Annotated in this window: 1 protein-coding gene and 1 pseudogene; one reads left to right on the top strand and one right to left on the bottom strand. The window is 35.6% G+C overall.

The annotated features are described in order from the left end of the window. A pseudogene (locus AACS92_RS02040) lies at positions 1–181 on the top strand (transposase); the annotation flags it as partial. Here the strand turns inward: AACS92_RS02040 and AACS92_RS02045 are convergent. Further along, positions 121–711, bottom strand: a complete 591-nt coding sequence (locus AACS92_RS02045) for an aspartate/glutamate racemase family protein (protein WP_099112031.1) — start codon at positions 709–711, stop codon at positions 121–123. The pseudogene AACS92_RS02040 and the gene AACS92_RS02045 overlap by 61 nt on opposite strands. Positions 712–1,016 lie beyond the last annotated feature (305 nt).

The raw sequence follows: 1,016 nt of genomic DNA on the forward strand, positions 1-1,016 counted from the left end.
TAAAAAGCGTTTTATCATTGAAACGATTAATGGACAATTAAAAAACGGCTCTCAATGAGAACATTCTCGTCACCGAAGTATAACCGGTTTTTTGTTAACGATTTTAACGGGATTGATTGCTTACTGCCTTATAATGGCTTCAGCACCTTTGGAAGAGAGATCTTGGATAATATTCAAATAAATCTGCCGTGAATTTGCTCTAATTTCACCAACACATAACTCATCATAAATTATACGATGGACTAAATCTCTCTGCTCGTCGTCTGGCACAATGACTTCAATATCAAATTTATTAGTTAATCTTGCTTTATAGAAATCTTCTTCCATTGTGAATCGCGTTCCTAATAAACCTACTTTCTTGATGCCATCACCAATCAATACTTCTGCGGTTGCATCTGCGATATGAAGTATGGGAATAGAAATGGATTTTTCTATATCATCCGCAATCTTATGCATTGTATTGGTGCATATCACCAAAAAATCAGCTCCACCAGCTTCAACAGATTTAGCCGCAGCACTCAATAACGTAGCTGCTTCATTCCAGCGAGAAGAACGTTGTAATTTTTCAATTTCATCGAAATCCACACTAAACAAACATATCTTGGCAGAATGAAGGCCTTTTAATTCCTCCTTGATTCCCCGATTAATTGCTTGGTAATAGCTCACCGTCGATTCCCAGCTCATTCCCCCTAGCATACCGATTGTTTTCATTCATTATCCTCAATGTTTTTAAATGTTCTTGCCCCAATTTGTAATTAATCTTAATAAAAGAGAGATTAGATAATGACATTAGCATTGAGGATTTTTAATACAAATAAAATTTATTATATAGATCTTAATTCAACCTGAGCTTCGCTTAAGAAGGGAACTAAAGTGCCTGAGGCACGATCAAAGTTTTTGCTAAAGAAAACAAAATAGTGGAGATCCTCAGGCATGTATAATTTAGAAGAACTTTACTGCTGCGTCGATGACTTTTGTCAAAAATTTATCCTTCTCTGGCATCAACAACTCATTGA

The organism is Xenorhabdus sp. KJ12.1 (genome assembly GCF_963876495.1).
In the GTDB taxonomy this organism is placed as follows: domain Bacteria; phylum Pseudomonadota; class Gammaproteobacteria; order Enterobacterales; family Enterobacteriaceae; genus Xenorhabdus; species Xenorhabdus stockiae.

Excerpts from the sequence above, each read along its gene's own strand:
- AACS92_RS02045 (WP_099112031.1), bottom strand. The coding sequence starts at position 711 with ATGAAAACAATCGGTATGCTAGGGGGAATGAGCTGGGAATCGACGGTG.